Genomic DNA, 17,392 nt, shown 5'->3' with positions numbered 1-17,392 from the left:
GGTTTGCGAATTACCCATTACTCGTTACTCACTCTCACTTCCCCAACTTCTTCTTCATCGCTTCCGTCAACGCCGGGATAATGGCGAACAGGTCGCCGACCACGCCATAGCGGGCTTGTTTGAAGATGGGCGCATCGGCGTCCTTGTTGATCGCGACGATGACTTTGGCGTTTCTCATGCCGACCAGATGTTGAATCGCGCCGGAGATTCCGCAGGCAATGTACAGGTCAGGTGCGACGACTTTCCCTGTCTGCCCGACCTGGTGGGCATATGTAATGTAACCGCCGTCCACAGCCGCGCGCGATGCGCCGACGGCGCCGCCTAGCAATTGCGCTAGATCTGTGATGAGCGCGAAGCCTTGCTGGGCACGCCAGACTTCTGCTTGTTTTTCGTCCATGCCTGCGGGCGGAGTCAAAACCGGATTGTTCGAGACGCCGCGTCCGCCGGAGACGATGACGCTTGCATCGCCGAGATTGACCGCGCTTTCGGAAGCGGAGTAGCCTTCGACGGTGGATTTCGCCTCGCCTTTTGCTTCGACTTTTGTGATCTTACCGCTTTTTCCGGCCTCGCGATCAGGTTTTGGAAAGGCGCGTCCGCGGATGGTTGCCATAACCGGCTTGGCGGAACAAGTGGTTTTTTCCAATACCTTGCCTTCGTAAATGGGACGAGTTGCGATGAAGGAATCGCCGCTTGCTTCAAGTTGGATGAGATCGGTCAACACGCCGGTATTCAAATCCACGGCTGCCATTGCCGACATTTCACGTGTGCGGGCGGTGGTGGGGAACAGGATCAGGTCGGGGCTGTGAGAAGAGGCGAGCGCGGAGAGAGTGGAAGCATACGTCTCAGCGCGATAATCTGCGAGCGAAGAATCATCCGCGACGAGGATTTCATCCGCGCCAAATTCAGCGGCGGCTTTCGCAACTTCATCCACACCCGAACCAAAGACGACTGCCACAGCCGTCCCAAAACTTTTTGCAAGACCGAGCGCCTCCCACGAAGCGGGCTGGACATCGCCCTTGAAGTGGTCGATATAAACCAGTGTTTTCATAGCACCTTCTCCGCGATGATTTTATCGGCGAGTTTTTCGGCGATCTCGGCGGGAGTTTCGCCGGTGATCATTTCGATGGCGGTTTCCTGCACAGGCGGGTTTATCAATTCGCTGCGCGTCACAACTGCCGCCGGGGCAGGGATGCCCAAATCGCTCAATGACCATACTGGAATGTTCGCTTTTGACGCTTTGCGAATTCCCATGAACGACGGATAACGCGGCTCGCCAATGCTTTGCACCACGCTGAGCACGGCGGGCAGGTTCGCCTTGACGATCTGCCTGCCTTCTTCGAGGACACGTTCAACCGTCACGCTTCCCCCGTCGACTTTGATATTGCCCACCCACCCAAGCATGGGCCACGCGAGGACTCTGGCTGTCTGCGCCGGGGTGAGCCCTGCGCCATTGTCGAGGGTCTGCCGCCCGAACGTGACCATATCCGCGCCGCCGATCTTTTGGATCGCCGCCGCCAGAACCTTCGCCGCGCCAACGGTATCGATGTTTTCGAGCGCCGGGTCCGAAACGAGGACGGCTTCATCCGCGCCCATGGCGAGGGCATGCTTGAGCGCCTCTTTCGCGGATTCGGGTCCGATGCACAGGGCTGTGACCGTTCCATTATGGGCTTCCTTCTGCTGAAGCGCGCCTTCAACCGCATATTCGTCGAACGGGTTGATGACCAGCGGCGCGTCCCCCCATGAGACCTGCCCGCCCTCGGCTTTAACTTTCGCTTCCGAGTCGGGGACTTGCTTGATACATGCGATGATTTTCAAAGTGGGCTCCTTGTAAAAATTCTTTTTTCACCACGAAGTTTCACGAAAGGTAACAAAGGTTATGCCTTTTCCTCTGTATTCCTTGGTGCCCCTTTGTGGTTTAAATTTTCATCCCAAATACGCCAGCATCACCAACACATCCATGGACACAACCGCCGCGATCCCAAGCAGACTAAACGCCTTTTGCCAAAACAACCAATTCTGCTTATTTTCCAACCGCTTTAAAAAGAAGTTCTTGAACGGATAGGGTGTCTTTTCATTCGTAAGGCTGTTGTACAGGTCTTTGTAATACTCCTCGGTCTTGAACCACAGTTTGTAGCTGTTCGAAAGAAAGATGAAACTGAATAAAAGGAAGACAAGAACGAAACCGAAAGGGGGTTTCTCCATGAGTTATTTCTTTTCGAGTAAAAATTCTTTCGAGCCAGCCAGGACCAGGGTCTGAGCAACGCCGAGGATCATGGTCATGCCGCGGCTGACCTCTTTTTCGGCAACTTCGCGAGTTGTCGCAGTAATCCCTACCGCCACGTTCGCTTTTTTACATACGGCAATCGCCCGTTCGATCATGGACTGAACTTCGGGGTGAGCGGGTCCGTCTTTGAAGCCCATATTCAACGAAAGGTCACGCGGACCGACGATGACGGCATCCAAGCCGGGCTGGGAGATCATCTCGTCGAAGCGGTCGATCAAAGTCGGGTCTTCGAATTGAGTGATGACCATCGTCTGTTCATTGGCAAAATCGATGTATTCGACCGCCTTATCCCCGGTCGCGACATAACCTGATGCGCGAGTGATTCCAAGCCCGCGCTTCCCGATGGGCGGGTACTTCACAGCGTCGATCAGCATTTTCACATCGCTGGCGGATTCAAGTCCCGGCATCATAATGCCCATCATGCCTGCATCGAGATATTGCAGCACGAGTTTGGGATCCGGGGAGCCGATCCGCACCATGGGGGTCATGTTCACAGATTCGCAGGCGCGGATCACATTCACGACTTGGGCGGGGTCCAATAGTCCGTGCTCGGCGTCGAGCATGTAGTAATCAAAACCGGCAAGACCGAATAACTCGGCAAGTTGCGGATCGTCAGTCGTGGAGATCACGCCATAGACTGGCCGACCGGCTTTCAATTTCTTTTTTGTTTGATTTTCTTTGATGAACATGCGATTAAAGATACTTTTCCATGCGGATGTCCGTCCACATTTTGCCTTGCCAGTATGTGAACCCGGGAAGCCTGCCGATCTCGGAGTATCCCATTTTCGTGTATAACTTTTGGGCGGGTTGATTGAATTCGAACACGCCCAATTCAATGCGTTTGAAGCCTGCTTTCTGAATTTCCTCTTCGAGGAACTGTATGGCGTGGGTACCAATTCCTTTTCCACGGGCGGACGCTTCGCCGATGGTGATACCGATCCAGGCGGTGGGGGAGTCTTGTCTGTAAAGGTGCGGCGGGTCTTGCTGGTAGCTCATCTCTCCGACAAGTTGACTCTCAAGATGGATCAGGTAGGTCGTCTGATGTTTTATCCGTTCACCGAGTTCGTTCACGTCCAGGACGGTTTGTTTATCCAGGTCTGCTTGACTTTGGTTGGGACGCGTCAGGTGAACAAGCGCCGGATCGTTTTCCCATTTGGTAAAGGCGGCGGCGATCTCCGGGGTGGGTTGGGTAAGCTGGATAAAACGAGGTTCCATATGGGTGTTATCGAAAGTTCGAACTGCTGATGATTTTGCCGGTTTCGGTGTCCAAATCACAAAATTGAGCGTCGCTGGTGAAGGTGGATATGCTCGAATCTTCGTTGAGTTTGACCTTGGTGAAAAGAGTGTTCGGCTTGGGCTTTTCCGCCTTCCAGAGAGTGTCTCCGTTCGCGGCAAGCATGTAGATGTTCGATTCCCCGACAGGGAACCCTTCGGGGCTCTCCATCACAACCGTCCCCTTTCGGAGTTCGATGCGTACCGCGATCTTGGTGTAAAGCGGGCTAATCTCAATCGGCATCCTGGCATCCTCTCGATTGTGTATTATATCCCAATCCACGCCTCCCTACCGAACGGTAGGGATAATTGGCAATAAAAAAGCCCGGCGCGTCTTCTCTGATGCGTCGGGCTAGGGGGTGGGGTGGTCATCTGTCATTGTTCTTGAACTCCCATGTTGCTGAGTTCATCGGGGCTGTATTGCGCTACGAACAGGTCGGAACCTGCCAGGGCGAGCAAGAGCACAGTGACCACGGCGGCGAAAACGAACATGGCATAACTCCTTTCTTTGTACTACATAAAATATAACTTTTTTGTTCAAGGAAAGATACTCCCCTTTCAGTACTGTAATGGTTCGACAATACATTTTTGAAAGGGCTGATATCATTAACGCATTTCGGCGGGGATTCGTTCCCATACCTGAGTGGGGTTTTTCAGCAAAAGCCATCAAGGGATTCGTTTGACGAGCGTTGTCCACCCTTGATCTTCGAAGGCGCTCATTGACATTCCACCCGAATGGGATAAAATACAAGCCGCCAACCAAAAGAATTTGCCGAAGTGGCGGAATTGGCAGACGCGCTACGTTCAGGGCGTAGTGAGCTTACGCTCATGAGGGTTCAAGTCCCTCCTTCGGCACAGGGTATTTGAACCAGACTCGCGGACGCGGGTCTTTTTTGATGGACGGAACCCGCCTCGGGCGGGGGAGGAAGCGGAGATTCCCCTCTGAGCTTAAGATTCCGCCCGGAGTTGGTCAATCCGAAAGGCAAAAACCGGATAGGGGTGGTATAATTGCACTATAAAATTTCGCTTCCTTCATCTAATGGGACACGAGGTTTTCCCCCGGCTTCGTGTCTTTTTATGCCGGTTTTTCGTCAAATATCGCCATTTTTAAGCTGAAACGAGCCTGTTGCAGGGGCATAACCACCACCCTCGAAATTCCAAAAGGATTTATATGGCTGAAGAGAATCTGATCGCAGGAAACATCGAATCGGTTGACATCGACGAACAGATGCGCTCGGCGTACCTCGATTACGCCATGAGCGTGATCGTGGCGCGCGCCCTTCCGGACGCACGCGACGGGATGAAGCCGGTGCATCGGCGCATTCTATATGCGATGCATGAGTTGGGTTTGCGCTCGAACTCGTCTTTTAAAAAGTCGGCGCGTATCGTCGGTGAAGTGTTGGGTAAATACCACCCGCACGGCGACTCGGCGGTGTATGAGTCGATGGCACGCATGGCGCAGGATTTCTCGATGCGCTATATGCTTGTGGACGGTCAGGGGAATTTTGGTTCGGTGGACGGCGACGCGCCCGCCGCGATGCGTTATACCGAAGCACGCCTGCAAAAGATGGCGGAGGAAATGCTGGCGGATCTCGACAAGGAGACTGTGGATTTTGGTCCCAACTTCGATGATTCTCTTCAGGAACCGCTCGTTCTCCCGGCTCGACTCCCGAACCTGTTGTTGAACGGCGCTTCGGGCATTGCCGTCGGGATGGCGACAAACATCCCGCCGCAAAACCTGCGGGAACTGGCGGGGGCGATCACTCACTTGATCGACAACTACGACAAGATCGAAGATGTTACCGTGGAAGACTTGATGAAATATGTGCAGGGACCGGATTTCCCGACCGGCGGCATGATCGTCGGCACGGAAGGAATCAACTCGGCGTACAGCACCGGGCGGGGACGAATCGTCATGCGCGGCATCGCCCACATCGAGGAAGAGAAGGGCGGTAAGTATCAGATCAATATCACGGAAATCCCGTATCAGGTCAACAAATCCAGCCTGATCGAACGCATCGCAGAACTCGTCCGCGAGGGCAAGATCGACCAGATCTCCGACCTGCGCGATGAGTCGGATAAGCGCGGCATGAGCATCGTGATCGAGCTTAAACGCGGCGCGCAGCCGAAGAAGGTTTTGAACCAGCTTTATAAATACACAGCACTACAGTCCACATTTGGTGTACAAATGCTGGCTCTGGTGGACGGCGAACCGCGTACTTTGCCATTGAAGCGCCTTCTGCAGATCTTCATCGACCACCGCCAGACCGTCATCACTCGCCGCTCCAGGTTCGAATTGGACAAAGCGAAGGCGAGACTCCATATTTTGGATGGTTACCTCATTGCTTTGAACAACATCGACGCCATCATCAAGACCATCCGTAACGCGGAGGATGCCGATAAAGCCAAAACCGCGTTGATGACGAAATTCAAATTGAGCGAGCTGCAAGCGCAGGCGATCCTCGATATGCAGCTGCGCCGCCTTGCCGCGCTCGAACGCTGGAAGATCGAAGAGGAGCACAAGCAGGTCCGCTCGACGATCGATTACCTTGAAGACCTGCTTGCCAATCCGAAGAAGATCCTTGCATTGATCAAGGGTGATATGAACGAGGTCGCGGAAAAATACGGCGACGACCGGCGCACGCGAATCTCTGCTGAAGCCAAAGAGGACATTCATGACGAAGACCTCGTGCCGGATGAATCCGTGCTGATCAGTCTGACTGAGCGCGGATACGTCAAACGCGTTGCGGCATCGGCATTCCGCCAACAGAGCAGAGGCGGGCGTGGTGTGAAAGGCCACACGACGAAAGAAGAAGATGAAGTCGTGATGCTGATCCCGGCGCGCAGCCTCGACACGATGCTGTTCTTTACCGATAAGGGCAAAGTCTATTCCGAAAAGGTCTATCAAATCCCTGACCTTGACCGCGCAACGAAGGGAATCCCGTTGGTGAATATCCTGGCGCTGGGAGCGAACGAGAAAGTGACCGCCGCGATGTCCATCCGCGATTTCTCGCCCAAACAATTTTGCATGATGATGACCGCGAGGGGACGAGTCAAGCGCGTCTCGATGGAGGAATTCGAGTCGGTGCGCCCATCAGGATTAATTGCAGTAAATCTCGATGAGGGCGACACTTTGGGTTGGGCGCGGCTGACATCCGGCAAGGACGAGATCATCATCGTCACCGAGAACGGGCAGGCTTTGAGATTCAGCGAGGAAAAAGTCCGCGCGATGGGCCGGCAGGCGGCGGGCGTGCAGGGTATCCGGCTGAAAAAAGGCGACGTGGTGACAAGCATGGATGTGGTGAACAAGGATGGCGCATTGCTTGTGGTCACGACAGGCGGTTTCGGCAAACAAACTCCATTGAAGGAATATGCCCCGAAGGGCCGCGCTACTGGGGGCATTGCGACGATCGATCAGAAAGCGCTGAAGGAGATCGGTAAGATCGCCGCGGCGCGTGTCGTACAAAAGGAAGACGACCTGACGATCATGACCGCCAATGGCGTGGTGATTCGGTTGAAAGTGAAGGATGTGAAGCAGTCGGGGCGGGCCACCAAGGGCGTGCATCTCATCAAGCCGCAGGATGGCGACAGCGTGGCTTCTGTGGCGCGCATCTCGGCGGATGACCTGAAGAAGGCGGGCGCTCCGATGGAAGATAAAGAAGCAGAGCCTCAACCCAAGCTGGTATAAACGGAAGCGGGCGAAGGATTTTCCTTCGCCCGCTTTTATTGTTCGATCCTTTAGAAGCCGATCCGCCCGGTGGCGAACAGGCAAAGGAAGCCGAGCCCGCAAGTTGCAAACATGAGCATGAACAAGATGACGAAACGCTGGAAGGACGTCATGCCCAAAATCCGTTTCGAGCGTCTGCGGGAAGCCAGCGTATTCGCCGCAGGCTTATAAAGCGCCTGCGACTCTTCCTCATATTGTTTTGCGGCATCATTTCGAAGATCGTCTAACATGGGGACCTCGGCTTTTTGCGTAGTATATCACGCGGAGGGGCGCAGGCTGACATCCCCGAATCGGATGCTTACGATTTTGTCATGTTCGTCCCGCAACCTTAAACTTCCATCAGATTCCAAGCCTTCCAGGATGCCGGGAACGATTTCTTCGTTTCCCGAATGGATTTGAACCGTCTCGCCGCGAAATGCAAGCCGATCCTCCCAGGCTGTAATGAATTCCCCGGTCTCGATTTTTTTGCGCCATCGAATCATGGGATCCAGTACGAGCGAGATCACTTCTTCGCGTTTTGGCATCACGGCCAGGTGATCTTCCAGACTTGTTGCGGGGAATTGGAGTGAATCCGCAGGCGGTACGGATTCCCTGTTGACATTGATTCCCATGCCGATCACCAGCGAATCCGCCTCTTCGCCGGACCACACGGTTTCGACCAGAATCCCCGCAACTTTTTTTCCATCCAGAAGAATATCGTTGGGCCATTTGATTGCGGGTGAAAGTCCCAGCGCAAGGCAGGCATCCGATAACGAGAGGGCTGCCAGACCCACGGTCCGCGAGAGATGCGGGCGCATGGGCTCGTCCGGGCGCAGGATCAAACTCATCGCAATGGCGCTGCCCAAGGGTGTATGCCATTTGCGATTCAACCGCCCCCGCCCCTGCGTTTGTTCGTCGGCGATCACCAGCGATAAATCCTTTGCCCCTTTCGCAGCCCAAGCCAGGGCTTCATCGTTCGTCGAGCCGATGGAATCGAGCCAGCGTAAGCCGCCGAGATCGAATTTTGAAAGATGTTTTTTGAGGGAGGATTCGTTCATTGAGTAAAACCCTGACAGGTTTCGAAGACCCGCCAGGGTTTATTTCTATTGAACAATATCGTACGGGTTGATGTTCGAACCGCCGACGCGAATCTCGAAATGCAAATGTGCGCCGAAGGAATTCCCCGTGTTGCCTGAAAGGCCGATGACGGCGCCCTGCCCGACGGTCTGGCATTGAGTGACAAGAATTGTGCTCAAGTGGGCATAAACTGTTACATAATTATTGCCGTGGTCGATCTGGATCACGTTGCCGTACCCGTAATTCCACCCGCCCGCCGCCATGGTGACAACGCCCGTGCCAGCCGCATACACATTCGAACCTTCGGGCGCGCTGATATCGATGCCGAGATGGCCCGGCCCATATGCGTTGCCCGACACGGTGTGATCATCCGCGGGCCAGCCGAAGCCGGTCCCGACCGGACCGCCACCGCAAACGTTCGCGGCGTTCGTTCCGCCTGTTCCGGTATTCGCGCCCCGCGCCGCAGTCGCAAGGTCAGCAGCCCAGTTGCGAAGTTCCCGCGAACCGCCGGGGATCAGAATGGTCGCCCCCGGTTCGATCTTTGGATCGGTCAGGTCGATCTGATTGCCTGGAAAGTCAATAATATCCTCGGGTTCGGCAAAATATTTTTTCGCCACCTGCTCGAATGTGTCACCTTCTTTCCATTCGTAATACAGCCCATCCATCGGCGGGATGGTCAACTCCATGCCGGGGCGCAGGCTGTGCGGATTGTCATCCAACTGCGGGTTGACGTATAAAATCGTTTCGGATTTCAGTTTGAACAGTTCCGCAATGCGGTACATCGAATCGCCGCGGACCACGCGATAGATCTCAGGCTCATAACGCGGACGTTCGGGGATGTTGGTCTTCACCTGCAATTTGCGAAAGATGGAGGGGAAGAGTCCGGCTCCATCCCCGCCCGCACCGGGTTGCACCACCAGGGGCGATGTCCCCGCTGAAGACTCTTCCGTCGCTGCAGGGACGTTGACGATGACCGGCGGCAGGGTGCTTTTGTAATACAGTGTCCCTCCAAGCAGACCAACGACCAGCGCAAGGGTCGCCGCCCAACTGACAATAGTAAAACGGTCCAGCCTTTTTTTATCCTTGCGCGGAGCCGTACCGGGTTCGTTCACTGCGGACAAAGGCTGGGATTGTTCGCCAGATTCTTCCTTCTGTTTTCGCGCAGGGATTAACGATTTGAGTTTATCGAGAAAGGGTTTCATTTAAAATAAAAACGAAGTGACCGTCACGCTGCACGTGACCTGCATTTACGCATCTTTGGTGAGGTTTTCCAAAAATTCAATATTGTTCTTTGATCTTTCCAATCGCGTCAAAATGGCTTCGGTGGCAACGGACGGGTCCATGCCTGCGCCGGTGGGTTGCGGGGAAGTCATTTGCACGAACATGCGTCGCAATAACCAAACGCGCTGCAGCAGGTCGGGACCGAGCAGCAAATCCTCGCGGCGGGTGGACGAACGTTCGATATCCACGGCGGGGAAGGTGCGGCGTTCCTGCAGTTTTCGCGAGAGGTGCAATTCCATATTGCCGGTGCCTTTGAATTCTTCGTAAACCACATCGTCGAGGCGGGAACCGGTGTCGACGAGGCAGGTGGCGATGATGGTCAGCGAGCCGCCTTCTTCCACGTTGCGAGCCGCGCCGAAGAATCGCTTGGGCGGGTAGAGCGCGGAGGGATCCATACCGCCGGAGAGGGTCCGCCCGGACGGGTTGACCACCAGGTTATAGGCTCGGGCGAGGCGTGTGATCGAATCCATCAAGATGACCACGTGACGTCCGATCTCCACGAGCCGTTTGGCTCGGTCGAGGGCAAGCTCTGCTGTGCGGACGTGAGAGGTGACCGGTTCATCGAAGGTGGAGGCGACCACTTCGGCTTCCACCGAGCGGTCCATGTCGGTGACTTCCTCGGGCCGCTCGCCGATAAGGGCAATGATCAGATGAACGTCTGGATATTTCGTTGAAATCGAATTTGCTATTTGTTTAAGAATTGTGGTTTTCCCCGTCTTGGGCGGCGAAACGATCAAGCCGCGTTGTCCCCTGCCGATGGGTGCAATCAGATTGATCAAACGAGGCGCTAAAGTCTTGGAGTCGGCTTCAAGGTCGAAACGTTTATCAGGAAAAATGGGGGTGAGGTTTTCGAATACCACTCTTCGGGAGGCTTCGTCGGGATCCAGCCCGTTGATGGATTCGACTTTTAGAAGACCAAAATGCCGTTCGCTTTCGCGCGGCGGGCGGACCTGCCCGATGACCAGATCCCCGGCGCGAAGTTCATACCGCCTTAATTGCGCCTGCGAAACGTAAACATCCTGGTCGCTGATCCGATAGTTTGTAGCCCGCAGAAAGCCGATGCCCTCGCTCATTATTTCCAGGATGCCGCCGCGAAGCTCTATGCCCTCCTTCTGCGCCTCCGCCTCGCGAATCATCATGGCGAGGGTCTCTTTTTTCAAGCGATTGGCATTGGGGATATTGAGATCCTTCCCCATGATGCGCAGTTTTGAGAGAGGTTCGTTCTCAAGTTCGAGTATTTTCATGTTGTTCTCTTTTGAAAGGATTGGAATGGAATGCGAAAAGACCAGTCCCCGCTTTGGGCTGGTGGTTTCCTCAGGATGTTGCCGGTGAAGTTGGGGTTTCGATCAAGGGTTTCGGTTTCAACGGACAGACGCAACTAAACCGTTACTTTTATTGAACGATTCGATTTTAAAGCGTCTGGGGAGATGACAGGATTATAGCACTTATATAGGGGGGGCGCAAGCGGTGGAAATATTAAAATTCTTCTTCGAGTATACGGTTTTGTAAATCGAGCAGACGGCGATAAAACGTGTCCTTGCCCGAAAGTCCGGCATGGGTGCCGCGCTCGATGACCTGTCCGTGATTCATGACGAGAATTTCATCCACATTCTCCAAGCCGATCAAGCGATGTGTGATCAATAACGAGGTCTTTTGGTTCATCACCTTGAACAAGGTTTTCAAAACCTGCTGTTCGGTGAGTGGGTCGAGGTTGGCGGTCGGTTCATCCAGGATCAAGACCGGCGCATCTTTGATCAGCGCGCGCGCAATCGCCAATCGTTGGCGTTCGCCGCCGGAGAGTCGCAGCCCCTGCTCGCCGATCAGCGTGTCGTAGCCTTTGGGCAGGCTCATGATGAAGTCGTGGATTTGGGCAGACTTACATGCCGCTTCCACTTCTTCGCGTGCGACTTTCTTGCGGGCGAAGCGCAGATTTTCATAAATGGATGTGTTGAAGAAGTAAGTGTTCTGCGATACGTACCCGCATCTCGCGCGGACCTCGTCCTGATTCAGTGCTTTGAGCGATTCTCCGCCGAGAGTGATTTCTCCTACTTGGTAATCCCAGAAGCGGAGGAGCAGGTTGGCAATGGTGCTCTTGCCCGCACCGCTCGGTCCGACAATGGCGAGGGAAGTTAAAGGTCGCAGGTCGAAGGTTAGGTTGTGGAGGGCAGGGGTGATTTGGGATGGGTAAGTGAATGAGAGATTGGTAATTTGTAATTGCTGATTGTTAATTGATGACTGCTCACTGGTCACTGATAACTGATCACTGATCTCTGGCTCTGTATCCACCACCTCAAACAATCTTCTTGCTGCTTCACGGGCGGAGTTCCACATTTGGGCGGCGAGGGGCAGGGGAGTCACGGCTTCGAACGAAGCGAAGGTGAGCAGGGTCAGCGAAGCTAGCATGGGACCGGCGATCTCGCCGTTGATGATCTGTGGAATGGTCAGGAAGAGAATTGTCCACATGCCGAGGTTGGTGAGCAGGGTTCCAATGGCAGAGTGGATGCCCGTCACACGCGCCATGCGGCGTTGGGCGTTGCCGTACTCGTCTGCATTGGCTGCAATTTGCTTAAGGCGTTCATCGGCGCGACTGTAAGCGATGAGGTCTGCCATGCCTTGAATGCCATCTACGAGTTTCGTTTGCAAGTCGGCTCGAAGGGAGATGGTCTGCTCAGCGGATGTGCGGCTGGTCGTTTGCGCGAGGATGGGCAGGATCAAGCCGAGGCTGAGATAAAAGGTCAAATAGACAGGAGCAAGCAGCGGGTAGAAAGAAGCGAGGAAGATGGCAGTGAAGAGTCCAACGACGATGGCGGTCAACGGCGGCGAAACGACGCGGACGTAGAAATTTTCCAAGGTTTCCACATCGCCGATGACGCAGGCAAGCAAGTCACCCGAGCGGAAGTTCATCAGGCGGGCGGGGGCGAGGGGTTCGAGTTTTTCGTAGAACCACACGCGCAGTTTGGCGAGCAGACGGAAGGCGACGTCGTGCGAGACGAGGCGTTCGAGGTAGCGGAAGACGGCGCGGGTGATGCCGAAGAAGCGCGTGCCGACGGTGGAGACGCCGAGGTCCGCGACAGAGACGGCGATGGCGGCGGTGGAGATCAGCCATGCGGAGGTGCCCATGAGCGCGACGCTGGCGAGGATGGTGATGGAACTAAGCAGGACGGAGAGCGCGACACGATGCCAGTTGCCGCGGAGGAATTGGAGGAGGCGGGGAAGGATTTTTGATTTTGGATTTACGATTTGCGATTGACGATTGAGCGTTGAAGGTTGCAGGTTTAAGGTTGCAGGTTGTTGAGTAGATTCTGAAGGTAATGGCTCTTCAACTTGCAACTTGTAACCTGTAACTTGTAACTCGTACATTCTAACCATGCTCGCATACATGCCGTTCTTTGCAACGAGTTCTTTGTGTGTGCCTTGTTCGATGATCCTGCCTTCGTCGAGGACGATGATCTGGTCGGCTTGGAAGATGGTGTTGAGACGATGGGCAATCGTGATGACGGTGCGTCCATGCATGAGTTCGCGGGTGGATTCTTCGAGCAGGGATTCGGTTTCGGGGTCGAGCGCGGAGGTGGGTTCGTCGAGGATAAGGATGGGCGCGTCTTTGAGGAAGGCGCGGGCGAGGGCGAGACGTTGGGCTTGTCCGCTGGAGAGGCGTGCGCCGCTTTCGCCAATGATGGTTTCATATTTTTCAGGCAGCGATTCAATGAAGTCATGCAGGCGCGCGGCTTTGGCGGCTTGAATCACTTCTGCGTGGGTCGCGTCCGCTTTGCCGAGGCGGATGTTTTCGGCGATGCTGGTGTGAAAGAGGTGCGGGCGTTGGGGAACCCAAGAGATCAGGGATTGGGGATGGGTGATAAGTAATGAGTGAAACGTGATACTGCCTTGTGTTGGTTGGATAAAGCCGAGTAATAATTGGGCGAGGGTGGATTTGCCTGCGCCGGTTTTGCCGACGAGGGCGATGTGTTGTCCCTGTTTGATTGTAAGGTTTATGTCCTGCAAGGCAGATGATGTTTCATTGGGATAGGTAAATGAAACATTTTTTATTTCGATACCGTTGAACTCACTAACCTGATCACTAGTCACTGATACCTGGTCACTAGTTACTGGCGTATCCAAAATCTCATAAATCCGCTTCGCTGCCGTGGTGCCATTCATACCGGCGTGGAATCTTGCTCCGAGGGCGCGCAGGGGCATGTAGAACTCGGGGGCGAGCACGAGCAGGAAGAGTGCGGGTAGAAAGTCCATGCGGTCGTAGAGCAGGCGGAAGCCGATCTCCACAGCGACGAGGGCGGTGCTGATGGTGGCGAGCATTTCCAGCGCGAGCGCGGAGAGGAAGGTGATGCGCAGCACGCCGAGCGTCCTGTCGCGGTATTGCTCGGAGACTTTGGCAATGTTCTTCGCCTGTCCCTTCGATTGACCGAAGAGTTTGAGCGTGGTCAGCCCTTGCAGGCTGTCGAGGAAGTGGGCGCTGAGCAGGCGCAGGGTTTCGTACTGGCGTTTGGTAACCGCCTCCGCGCCTTTGCCAATGATGATCATGAAAAATGGAATCAATGGCGCGGTAATGAGAAAAACAAAGCCAGTGAGCAGGTCAATAGGAAAGACGAAGACGAGAATGGAAAGGGGGACAAGAGCCGTGATGACTAGTTGCGGCAGGTACTGGCTGAAATAGGCATCCAAGGTTTCAATGCCTTCGATGGCGGCGGTGGTCAGCTCGCCAGTGCGTTGTCCACGCGAGTAGGCGGGACCCAGTTTGAGGATGTGGGCGAAGAGCCGTTCGCGCAGGTCGGTTTTGATTCTGACGGCAACCGCATTGGCGGCGACTTCGTTGACCCAAGTCAGCAAGGCACGTCCGCTGATGGCGATGAGGATGAAGATGAGGGGTGTGGTGACTTGTGTGAGAGTCTGCTTTTGGAGGAAGACTCCGTCGATCACAGTGCTGAGTAGCCATGCCTGCCAAATGGTCAGGAATCCGGCTAAAAGTGCAGCAAGAACCGTTAAAGTCAGAGAGATGCGAGTATCGCGGGTGAGAGATAGAAGTCGGCGATGCATGATTCGGTTGAAGGTTTCAGATAGAAAGATTCAGGTTAATAAAACTGGCAGGTCGAGGTCAGTATACCCTTCGATGACCTCAGGGTGAGACCTTCAACCTGCCAACATTCAACTTACAACCGAATTAGTAAACGAGACTTTTCTTGTCGGTGCTGACACGTTTGCGGAACTGGTAGTACGTCCAGCCTTGGTAGGCGAGCACGATCGGGACAAAGACCAACGCCACAATGGACATGACCGTCAGCGTGTATTGCGAAGACGAGGCGTTGTAGATGGTCAACGAGTAGGCGGGGTTGGTGCTGGAGATCATCACGCGCGGGAACATCAACGTGAAGAACGCGACCTGTGTCAGCACGATGTGAAGCGCGACTGTGACGAACGCCCAGCCTTCCATCTTGCGGTTGATAAAGAAGATGACCACGAGCATCGCAACCACAGACGCAACGGGGATGAAGCCCGGGTCAACGCCGATCTTGGTGGTGATGTCCGTTTCGATGTAGGTGAAGACCGCCAGCAGGATGACCACGACTGCCGAGGCAATATAAAGTTTTTTCGAAAGTTCGCGGGCGCGTTCGCACATTTCGCCTTCGAGTTTGAGGGTGAGGAAGGTCGCGCCGTAAAGCAGGAAGACCGTCACCATCGTCAGCCCGCCGAGCAGACCGAACGGATTGAGCAGGGTGAAGAGATTGCCCGTGTACATCATGTCTGCATTGATGGGCACGCCGCGCGCGAGGTTTGCAAATGCGGTGCCGAGCAAAAGCGAAGCGAGGAACGAGCCAACGGCGATCATCCAGTCGAAACGATTGCGCCACTTCGGGTTGGCGTCCTTCGAGCGATACTCGAAGGAAATGCCGCGGATGATCAACCCGACCAGCAGCAGGAAGAGCGCGAGATAGAAGCCGCTGAACATGGTGGCGTACCAGTGAGGGAATGCCGCGAACATCGCGCCGCCAGCCGTCAACAGCCAGACTTCGTTGCCATCCCAGGTGGGACCAATCGCGTTGATGATGGCGCGTCGCTCTTCGTCCTTTTTGCCGAGGAAGGGCAGCAGCATACCCACGCCGAAATCGAAACCTTCGAGGAAGAAGAAGCCGATCCACAACACGGCGATCAAGATAAACCAAAGGATTTGAAGAAATTCGTAAGACATGTTTTAACTCCTAGTCATCCGCGCCGACGAGGGCAGGCGCGACGTCCACCGATTCGTGCATGGCGGCTTCAGGTCCGGCAGTGGCGTATTTTTTCATCAGGTACACCATGGCGACCGCCAGAGTCCCGTACACAACGGTGTAACCGATCAATGAGATGAGCAGGTCAACAGTGGTCAGGTTGGGTGAAACTGCATCTTCCACCTTCAGCAAGCCTTGCACGATCCACGGCTGGCGTCCCATTTCGGTCAACACCCAGCCGCTCATGTTGGCAATGTAGGGCAGGGCAATCGTCCAGGGCACCCACTTCATCCATTTTGTGTTTTCATACTTGCCGCGCGTTGCGAGCAGGAAGAGGAACGCGAGAATCATCATCAATAAACCGATGGTCATCATGAAGCGGAACGTCCAATAAGTAACGACCATGAGCGGGATGTAATCTCCGGGACCGTACAACGCTTCATACTCTGCCTGGATATCATTCACGCCTCGCACTTCGCACTCGAAGTTGTTACAAGCCAGGAAGCTTAAGACTCCGGGCATGCCGATCTGACTGGTGCGAAACGACCACACCTCGCGCTTTCCACTCAAGTCGCCGATGGTGAGGATGGAGAAATCGGCTGGCGCGGAGGTTTCCCAGTGCGCTTCGATGGCGGAGAATTTCATCGGCTGGGTCTCGAACATGAACTGACCGTTGGTATGACCGCCGAAGAAGACCAGCGTGCTGGAAATCAAACCGACAATGGCTGCGGGAAGGAATGAGCGCTTGAACAAGTCCACGTTTTGCCTGCGGGCGATGTGATATGCGCTGATGCCGATGATGAAGAAACTGGCGGTGGCAAGTCCTGCGGCGATAGTGTGCCAAAAGAACAACCAGCCTTTGGGATTCGCGACCAGCGCAAAGAAGTTCACCAGTTCGGCGCGTCCTGTGACTTCGTTGATCACATAACCGACGGGATGCTGCATCCAGCCGTTGGCGAGCAGTATCCAGAGGGCAGAAAGGTTCGAGCCGATGGCGACAAGCCAGATCGAGGCAAGATGCGCCTTCTCCGAGACTTTTCGCTCACCGAAGATCCACACACCGAGGAAAGTCGATTCGAGGAAGAATGCCAACAAGGCTTCGATGGCGAGCGGAGCGCCGAAGATATCGCCGACGTAGCGGGAATATTCAGACCAGTTCATACCGAACTGAAATTCCTGCACGATGCCGGTGACAACACCAATGGCGAAGTTGATGAGGAATAGTTTTCCCCAGAATTTCGCCATTTTTCGGAAAGCCTCATCCCTGGTCTGGTAGTAGCGGGTTTGGAAGTAGGCTACGAACCAGGAAAGCCCGAGGGTAAGGGGGACGAATAGGAAGTGGTATACGGTCGTGAGACCGAACTGCCACCGTGAGAGAGTGATTGGATCCATGTATGTATTCTCCAAAAAATAACCGGCTAACCTTATCCAATTGGTCTAAACCTTGATGATTTTGATAATCGATTGCTGGTATTGTAAACATTCCGATTCTCGTAAAGATGTGAATAATGTCACGGCTTGTTATGCAGATTGTAATCTATATATTTCAATGCG

At 54.5% G+C, this 17,392-nt stretch carries 14 protein-coding genes and 1 tRNA gene; 2 read left to right on the top strand and 13 right to left on the bottom strand.

Annotation, left to right across the window (positions count from 1 at the left end):
- Positions 1-34: 34 nt before the first annotated feature.
- The 6 genes from HS100_02815 to HS100_02790 all read right to left on the bottom strand — a co-directional run bounded on the left by HS100_02815 (position 35) and on the right by HS100_02790 (position 3,800).
- Complete coding sequence (locus HS100_02815; protein ID MBE7432824.1) at positions 35-1,048, bottom strand: electron transfer flavoprotein subunit alpha/FixB family protein; 1,014 nt, start codon at positions 1,046-1,048, stop codon at positions 35-37.
- A complete protein-coding gene (locus HS100_02810) occupies positions 1,045-1,815 on the bottom strand; it encodes an electron transfer flavoprotein subunit beta/FixA family protein (protein MBE7432823.1) in 771 nt (256 codons plus the stop codon). The genes HS100_02815 and HS100_02810 overlap by 4 nt, the downstream gene beginning before the upstream one ends.
- Positions 1,816-1,923: 108 nt before the next feature.
- The gene (locus tag HS100_02805) at positions 1,924-2,202 is read right to left on the bottom strand and encodes a hypothetical protein (GenBank protein MBE7432822.1); all 279 of its coding nucleotides are present in this window, start codon (positions 2,200-2,202) and stop codon (positions 1,924-1,926) included.
- 3 nt (positions 2,203-2,205) lie between these two features.
- Entirely contained in the window at positions 2,206-2,973 is a 768-nt protein-coding gene (locus HS100_02800; GenBank protein ID MBE7432821.1) for a host specificity protein, read from the bottom strand.
- 4 nt (positions 2,974-2,977) lie between these two features.
- Positions 2,978-3,499, bottom strand: coding sequence for a GNAT family N-acetyltransferase (locus HS100_02795; protein ID MBE7432820.1), 522 nt, complete (start codon positions 3,497-3,499; stop codon positions 2,978-2,980).
- Between the two features lie 7 nt (positions 3,500-3,506).
- The gene (locus HS100_02790) at positions 3,507-3,800 is read right to left on the bottom strand and encodes a hypothetical protein (protein MBE7432819.1); all 294 of its coding nucleotides are present in this window, start codon (positions 3,798-3,800) and stop codon (positions 3,507-3,509) included.
- Positions 3,801-4,327: 527 nt separating this feature from the next.
- Between HS100_02790 and HS100_02785 the strand changes: the two genes are divergently transcribed.
- Together HS100_02785 and gyrA are read left to right on the top strand one after the other, a co-directional pair.
- Positions 4,328-4,411 (top strand) — tRNA-Leu (locus HS100_02785).
- A 316-nt stretch (positions 4,412-4,727) separates the two neighbouring features.
- Positions 4,728-7,244: a DNA gyrase subunit A gene (gene gyrA / locus HS100_02780; GenBank protein MBE7432818.1), complete on the top strand. Its 2,517-nt coding sequence runs from the start codon at positions 4,728-4,730 to the stop codon at positions 7,242-7,244.
- 50 nt (positions 7,245-7,294) lie between these two features.
- Here the strand turns inward: gyrA and HS100_02775 are convergent, their stop codons facing one another.
- From HS100_02775 to HS100_02745, 7 genes are all read right to left on the bottom strand, one after another.
- Complete coding sequence (locus tag HS100_02775; protein ID MBE7432817.1) at positions 7,295-7,513, bottom strand: hypothetical protein; 219 nt, start codon at positions 7,511-7,513, stop codon at positions 7,295-7,297.
- 27 nt (positions 7,514-7,540) lie between these two features.
- Positions 7,541-8,320 carry a biotin--[acetyl-CoA-carboxylase] ligase gene (locus HS100_02770; protein ID MBE7432816.1) on the bottom strand — a complete coding sequence of 260 codons (780 nt, stop codon included), beginning with the start codon at positions 8,318-8,320 and terminating at the stop codon, positions 7,541-7,543.
- Between the two features lie 45 nt (positions 8,321-8,365).
- Entirely contained in the window at positions 8,366-9,541 is a 1,176-nt protein-coding gene (locus HS100_02765) for a peptidoglycan DD-metalloendopeptidase family protein (GenBank protein ID MBE7432815.1), read from the bottom strand.
- A gap of 45 nt (positions 9,542-9,586) precedes the next feature.
- Positions 9,587-10,864, bottom strand: coding sequence for a transcription termination factor Rho (gene rho / locus HS100_02760; protein ID MBE7432814.1), 1,278 nt, complete (start codon positions 10,862-10,864; stop codon positions 9,587-9,589).
- A 232-nt stretch (positions 10,865-11,096) separates the two neighbouring features.
- A complete protein-coding gene (gene cydD / locus HS100_02755) occupies positions 11,097-14,669 on the bottom strand; it encodes a thiol reductant ABC exporter subunit CydD (GenBank protein ID MBE7432813.1) in 3,573 nt (1,190 codons plus the stop codon).
- 124 nt (positions 14,670-14,793) lie between these two features.
- The gene (gene cydB, locus HS100_02750; protein MBE7432812.1) at positions 14,794-15,819 is read right to left on the bottom strand and encodes a cytochrome d ubiquinol oxidase subunit II; all 1,026 of its coding nucleotides are present in this window, start codon (positions 15,817-15,819) and stop codon (positions 14,794-14,796) included.
- Positions 15,820-15,829: 10 nt separating this feature from the next.
- Entirely contained in the window at positions 15,830-17,230 is a 1,401-nt protein-coding gene (locus HS100_02745) for a cytochrome ubiquinol oxidase subunit I (GenBank protein MBE7432811.1), read from the bottom strand.
- Positions 17,231-17,392: the final 162 nt, after the last annotated feature.

This window comes from Anaerolineales bacterium (genome assembly GCA_015075725.1).
GTDB lineage: Bacteria > Chloroflexota > Anaerolineae > Anaerolineales > Villigracilaceae > Villigracilis.
This window is presented reverse-complemented; position numbering and strand designations above follow the sequence as displayed.

What these genes read in the sequence shown, in the direction of transcription:
- rho (MBE7432814.1), bottom strand. Translation starts at nt 10,864, where the DNA reads ATGAAAATACTCGAACTTGAGAACGAACCTCTCTCAAAACTGCGCATC.
- HS100_02765 (MBE7432815.1), bottom strand. Translation starts at nt 9,541, where the DNA reads ATGAAACCCTTTCTCGATAAACTCAAATCGTTAATCCCTGCGCGAAAA.
- HS100_02775 (MBE7432817.1), bottom strand. Translation starts at nt 7,513, where the DNA reads ATGTTAGACGATCTTCGAAATGATGCCGCAAAACAATATGAGGAAGAG.
- HS100_02770 (MBE7432816.1), bottom strand. Translation starts at nt 8,320, where the DNA reads ATGAACGAATCCTCCCTCAAAAAACATCTTTCAAAATTCGATCTCGGC.
- HS100_02815 (MBE7432824.1), bottom strand. Translation starts at nt 1,048, where the DNA reads ATGAAAACACTGGTTTATATCGACCACTTCAAGGGCGATGTCCAGCCC.
- HS100_02805 (MBE7432822.1), bottom strand. Translation starts at nt 2,202, where the DNA reads ATGGAGAAACCCCCTTTCGGTTTCGTTCTTGTCTTCCTTTTATTCAGT.
- gyrA (MBE7432818.1), top strand. Translation starts at nt 4,728, where the DNA reads ATGGCTGAAGAGAATCTGATCGCAGGAAACATCGAATCGGTTGACATC.
- cydD (MBE7432813.1), bottom strand. Translation starts at nt 14,669, where the DNA reads ATGCATCGCCGACTTCTATCTCTCACCCGCGATACTCGCATCTCTCTG.
- cydB (MBE7432812.1), bottom strand. Translation starts at nt 15,819, where the DNA reads ATGTCTTACGAATTTCTTCAAATCCTTTGGTTTATCTTGATCGCCGTG.
- HS100_02800 (MBE7432821.1), bottom strand. Translation starts at nt 2,973, where the DNA reads ATGTTCATCAAAGAAAATCAAACAAAAAAGAAATTGAAAGCCGGTCGG.
- HS100_02795 (MBE7432820.1), bottom strand. Translation starts at nt 3,499, where the DNA reads ATGGAACCTCGTTTTATCCAGCTTACCCAACCCACCCCGGAGATCGCC.
- HS100_02790 (MBE7432819.1), bottom strand. Translation starts at nt 3,800, where the DNA reads ATGCCGATTGAGATTAGCCCGCTTTACACCAAGATCGCGGTACGCATC.
- HS100_02745 (MBE7432811.1), bottom strand. Translation starts at nt 17,230, where the DNA reads ATGGATCCAATCACTCTCTCACGGTGGCAGTTCGGTCTCACGACCGTA.